This is a genomic window from Micromonospora maritima, from assembly GCF_902825405.1.
GTDB classification, from domain to species: Bacteria; Actinomycetota; Actinomycetes; order Mycobacteriales; family Micromonosporaceae; genus Micromonospora; species Micromonospora maritima.
In genome coordinates this window covers 1-4,781 of record NZ_CADEAU010000406.1, presented here as the reverse complement: position 1 = coordinate 4,781, position 4,781 = coordinate 1, and the positions used below count along the sequence as shown (strand labels likewise).

The 4,781-nt window shown below is 76.6% G+C and carries 4 protein-coding genes; 2 read left to right on the top strand and 2 right to left on the bottom strand.

The window, feature by feature from the left end:
• Positions 1–17: 17 nt before the first annotated feature.
• A complete protein-coding gene (locus HUW36_RS25730) occupies positions 18–1,361 on the top strand; it encodes an MGH1-like glycoside hydrolase domain-containing protein (RefSeq protein WP_345155855.1) in 1,344 nt (447 codons plus the stop codon).
• A 12-nt stretch (positions 1,362–1,373) separates the two neighbouring features.
• Here HUW36_RS25730 and HUW36_RS25725 read toward each other — a convergent pair whose 3' ends face one another.
• Together HUW36_RS25725 and HUW36_RS25720 are read right to left on the bottom strand one after the other, a co-directional pair.
• Entirely contained in the window at positions 1,374–2,078 is a 705-nt protein-coding gene (locus tag HUW36_RS25725) for a CBS domain-containing protein (protein ID WP_174530515.1), read from the bottom strand.
• Positions 2,079–2,172: 94 nt separating this feature from the next.
• The gene (locus HUW36_RS25720) at positions 2,173–4,332 is read right to left on the bottom strand and encodes a molybdopterin-containing oxidoreductase family protein (protein WP_246248326.1); all 2,160 of its coding nucleotides are present in this window, start codon (positions 4,330–4,332) and stop codon (positions 2,173–2,175) included.
• A 111-nt stretch (positions 4,333–4,443) separates the two neighbouring features.
• Between HUW36_RS25720 and HUW36_RS25715 the strand changes: the two genes are divergently transcribed.
• On the top strand, positions 4,444–4,781 hold a 338-nt coding region (locus HUW36_RS25715), incomplete at its 3' end, for a DinB family protein (RefSeq protein ID WP_343044365.1).

The window sequence follows — 4,781 nt, the reverse complement described above, 5'->3', positions numbered from 1 at the left end:
CCCCGGCGGGCCGCCGCGTGACCGGCAGCCTGGCGGCCGGGGTACGCGCCGGCGCGGAACGCGACGCCCGGCTGCGCCGCCTCGCGCTGGCCACCCTCGACGCCAACTGGGAACACGACCACACGGTGCCCTCGCGCACGCTCTATCCGCACCAGTGGAGCTGGGACTCGGCGTTCATCGCGATCGGTCTGGCCCACGTACGCCCGGACCGGGCCTGGCGGGAGCTGCGGACGCTGTTCGCCGCCCAGTGGGTCGACGGGCGGGTGCCGCACATCGTGTTCAACCCCGCGCTGCGTGTCGGCGCGTACTTCCCCGGGCCGGAGTTCTGGGACTCGGCCCGCGCCGACGGCGCCCCCGCGGTGGCCACCTCCGGCATCGTCCAGCCACCCGTGCACGCCCCGGCCGCGTGGCTGGTGCACCGGCGCGCCCCGTCCGAGGCGTCGGTGGCCGCGCTGCGCCGGCTCTACCCCCGGCTGGTCGCGCAGCAGCGCTACCTGACCGGGCGGCGGGACGTCGGCGGCGGCGGGCTGGCCGCCATCGTGCACCCGTGGGAGTCCGGGCTGGACAACAGCCCCGCCTGGGACGCCCCGCTGGCCGCGGTGCCCGCCGACGAGGCGGTGATGCGCGCGTACCGTCGGCACGACACCGCGCACGCCGCCGCGACGCAGCGCCCCACCGACCTGGACTACGCGCGCTACGTCGCGCTCGTCGACGCCTACCGGGACGGCCGCTACCGGGACGAGGGGCTGCTCGGCCGGCACCCGTTCCTGGTGGAGTGTCCGCTGGTCAACGCCGCGCTCGGCGTCTCCGAGTACGCGCTGGCCCGGATCGCGACGGTCGTCGGCGCCGATCCCGGACCGCACCGGGACCGGGCGGCCCGCATCACCGAGGCGCTCGTCACCCGGCTCTGGGACCCGCTCGCCGGCACGTTCCGCCCGCGCGACCTGCGCACCGACCGGCTCGTGCCGGCCCGTACCGTGCTCGGGCTGATGCCGTTGGCCCTGCCCGACCTGCCGGAGCCGCAGGTACGCGCGGTGCTCGCCGAGGCGTGCTCGCCGCGGTTCGGGCTGGCCGCCCGGATGGACCGGCCGCTGCCCACCTACGACCGCACCGCGCCGGACTTCGAACCGCTGCGCTACTGGCGCGGCCCGAGCTGGGTGAACACCGGCTGGCTGCTGTGGCAGGCGCTGCGGACGCACCGCCGCGCCGACCTGGCCGCCGGGCTGCGCGAGTCCCTGCTCGACCTGGTCGACACCGCCGGCTGCCACGAGTACTTCCACCCGGACACCGGCGCCGGTCTCGGCTCGCCGGCGTTCAGCTGGACGGCCGCGCTGGTGCTGGACGCCCTGGCCGACGGCTGAGCGCGGGCGGGCTCAGGCGATGCCGGCCGGGGTGCCGCCACCGAGCCGCAGCGCCGACATCGGCGCGTCGTCGATCGCGTAGCCGAGCGCGTCGACCACCTCGACCACGCCGCTGACCTGCCGGGCCAGCCGCAGCGCCAGGTGCACGGTGGACCAGCGCTCCAGTTGGCCGGTCAGCGTCACCACGCCGCCGTGCACGGCCACGTCCACCACACCGTCGCGGACGCCGAGCGTGCGCCGCAGCACCTCCTCGACCACGTCCCGCCGGATGTCGGCGTCCGGTCGCAGGTGCACCTTGAGCAGGTCGCCGCGGGTCACGATGCCGACCAGCCGGCCCAGGTCGTCGACCACCGGCAGCCGCTTCACGTCGCGGGCGTCCATCACCCGGGCCGCCTCGACGAGCGTGGCGTCCGGCGCCACGGTGACCGGGGGCGTGGTCATCAGGTCGGCCGCGAGCGTCGCGTCCGCCTTCGCCCGCGCCTCCCGGCGGTGCCGGTCGGGCAGGATGCGCCGTTCGCGCGGCTGCCCCAGCAGCTCCACCTTGTACATCAGGTCCGCCTCGGAGACCACCCCGAGCACCCGGCGGGCGCCGTCCACCACCGGGACCGCCGTCACGTGCCGGCCGGTCAGCACGTCGACGATCTCCCGGTACGCCGTGCCCTCCCGTACCGACGCCACGTCGGTGGTCATCACGTCCTGCACCTGCCACGTACGCATGGCGACCTCCCTGTGTCCACCACCGACGCTAGGGACCGGCGGGACGGGGGAGCAGGGGCGCACGGACCCCGACGACCGGGCCGGAAGTCCCGGCTCAGCCGGCCGCCGCCCCCTCGACGGCCCGGCCGGCGGGTGGCTCGGCGGCCCGGTCGGCGGGTGCTTCGGCGGCGCGGTCGGCCGGTGGTTCGGTGGTCAGCAGCTCGGCCGGCACCGGCTCCACCTCGACCCGGCAGTCGTGGAACGTCGGCGCCTCGCCCAGGTCGGTGTCGCGCACCGCGGTGACCGCGTTGACCGTGGACCGACCGGGACTCAGCCGCGCCCAGTACGCCTTGTAGGTGAACGCCACCCCCGGCCGGGTCGCCTCGTCCACCGCGACCGCGGCGAGGAACGCGCCCCGGTCGTTGCGCACCCGCACCGCGTCCCCGTCGGCCAGCCCGCGTGCCGCCGCGTCGGTCGGGTGCAGGTGCACCCTCGGCGGCCCGGTCCGCCGCGCGTGCCAGGGCAGCGAGGCGAACGTCGAGTTCATCAGGTACCGGCCCGCCGGGGCGAGCAGCACCAGCGGGAACCGGCGGGCCAGGCCGGCGTCGGCGGCCTCGGCCGGCGGCGTGTAGCCCGGCAGCGGATCCACGCCGAGCCGGGCCAGCGCGGGGTCGTGCAGCCGGGCCCGCCCGTCCGGGGTGGGGAAACCACCGTCGGCGAACGGCGCGGAACCGACAGGTACGCCGGTGAGCCGGGCGTACGTGCGCTCACGCAACTCCTCGAAGCCGATCGGGGTGCCGGCCAGCAGTTGCCGGGCCAGGTCCTCGTCGCTGTCCCGGAACGCCTGATGGTCGATGCCCAGCGCCGCGGCGATGCGCCGGAAGATCTCGGTGTTCGGCAGCGCCTCCCCGGGCGCGCGGGTGGCCGGCAGGTTCAGCGTCGTGTAGTGGTGCCCGTAGGAGGTGTGCAGGTCCAGGTGCTCGGGCTGCATGGTGGCCGGCAGCACCACGTCGGCGTAGTCGCAGGTGTCGGTCCACCGCTGCTCCAGCACCACGGTGAACAGGTCGTCGCGGCGCAGGCCGGCGAGCAGCCGGGTCTGGTCCGGTGCCGTCGCGGCCGGGTTGGCGTCGAACACCACGAGCGAGGTCACCGGCGGGTCGGCCTCCCCGGTCAGCACGGCCGCCAGCCGGCTCATGTTCAGCGACCGGGCCGGTGGCGCCGGCATGCCGGCGGGCCGGATCACGGGGCCGTTGTCGACCGGGTGGTGTCCGCTGGTCGTCACCAGGGACCCGCCGCCGGGGTGGCGGAAGTCGCCGGTGACCAGCGGCAGCGCGCAGATCGCCCGGATCGCCTGCCCGGCGCCGTGGTGCCGCTGCAGGCCGAGCCCGACGCGTACGGCGGTGGGGCGGGTGGTGGCGATGCGGTCGCCCAGGCGGCGTACCACCTCGACCGGCAGGCCGCACTCGGCGGCCGCCCGGTCCACCGGCCACTCGTCGAGCCGGGCGGACAGCTCCGGCCAGCCCACCGTGTGCGCGGCCAGCCACGCCTCGTCGGTGGCGCCGACGTCCCGGACGTGTCGCATCAGCCCGAGCGCCAGCGCCGCGTCGGTGCCCGGCAGCGGCGCCACGTGCTCGTCGCTGCGCGCGGCCGTGTCGGTGCGCAGCGGGTCGATCGTCACCACGTACGCGCCGCGCTCGCGAGCCTGCTGCACGAACGGCCACTGGTGCAGGTTGGTGGCGAGCGGGTTGGCGCCCCAGAGCACGATCAGCTTCGCCTCGACGATCGTCTCCGGCTCGAAGCCCACCGAGCCGCCGTGCATCGAGCGCAGCGCGGCCCGCGCCGCGGCCGTGCAGATGGTGGTGTCCAACCGGGACGCGCCCAGGTACGCGAACAGCCGCGGACCCATGGTCCAGCCCTGCACCAGGCCCATCGTGCCGGCGAAGTAGTAGGGCAGCACCGACTCCGGGCCGTGGCGTTCGATGCTCGCCCGCAGGCCGGCGGCCACCCGCTGGAGCGCCTCGTCCCAGGTCGCCGGCCGGTACGCCACCCGCCCGGCCCCCTTCGGCCCGGTGCGGACCCAGGGCGTGGTGAGCCGGTCGGGGCCGTTGACCGCGTCGAGGTAGCGATTGACCTTGCCGCACAGCGCGCCCCGGGTGAACGGGTGGTCGCGGTCGCCGCGCAACGCGACCGCCCGGCCGTCGGACACGGTGAGCTGCCAGACGCAGGTGTCGGGGCAGTCCAGCGGGCAGGCGCCGGGGTGGGTGACGGGAGCCATGGCGCGGATGCTACCCACCGGCGCGGGGCGGCACGATCGGGTTCCGGCGGGGCGGCGGCGTGGGCCCGGCTCGGGCAGGATGGGGCGTAGGGCGGACCTGGGGAGGGCGCGATGACGGTCACGGCGGACGACCTCGACCGGGCGGCGGCCGTGGTGGCCGCGACGCTCGGGTCGGTGACCGGCGCCGACTGGTCCCGCCCGGCCGGCGGGTTGGAGTGGACCTGCCGGCAGACCGTCGAGCACCTGGCCGACACGTTGCTGTCGTACGCGGCCCAGGTCGTCTCCCGCCCCGCCGACCGCTACGTGCGGCTCGCCGCCGTGGTGGAGGCCGACGCGGGGCCGGACGAGCTGGTCGAGTGCGTCACCTGCGCCGCCGGGCTGCTCGCGCTCGCCGTGCGCGGCACACCGGCGCGGGCGCGCGCGTTCCACCCCAGCGGGCAGGCCGACCC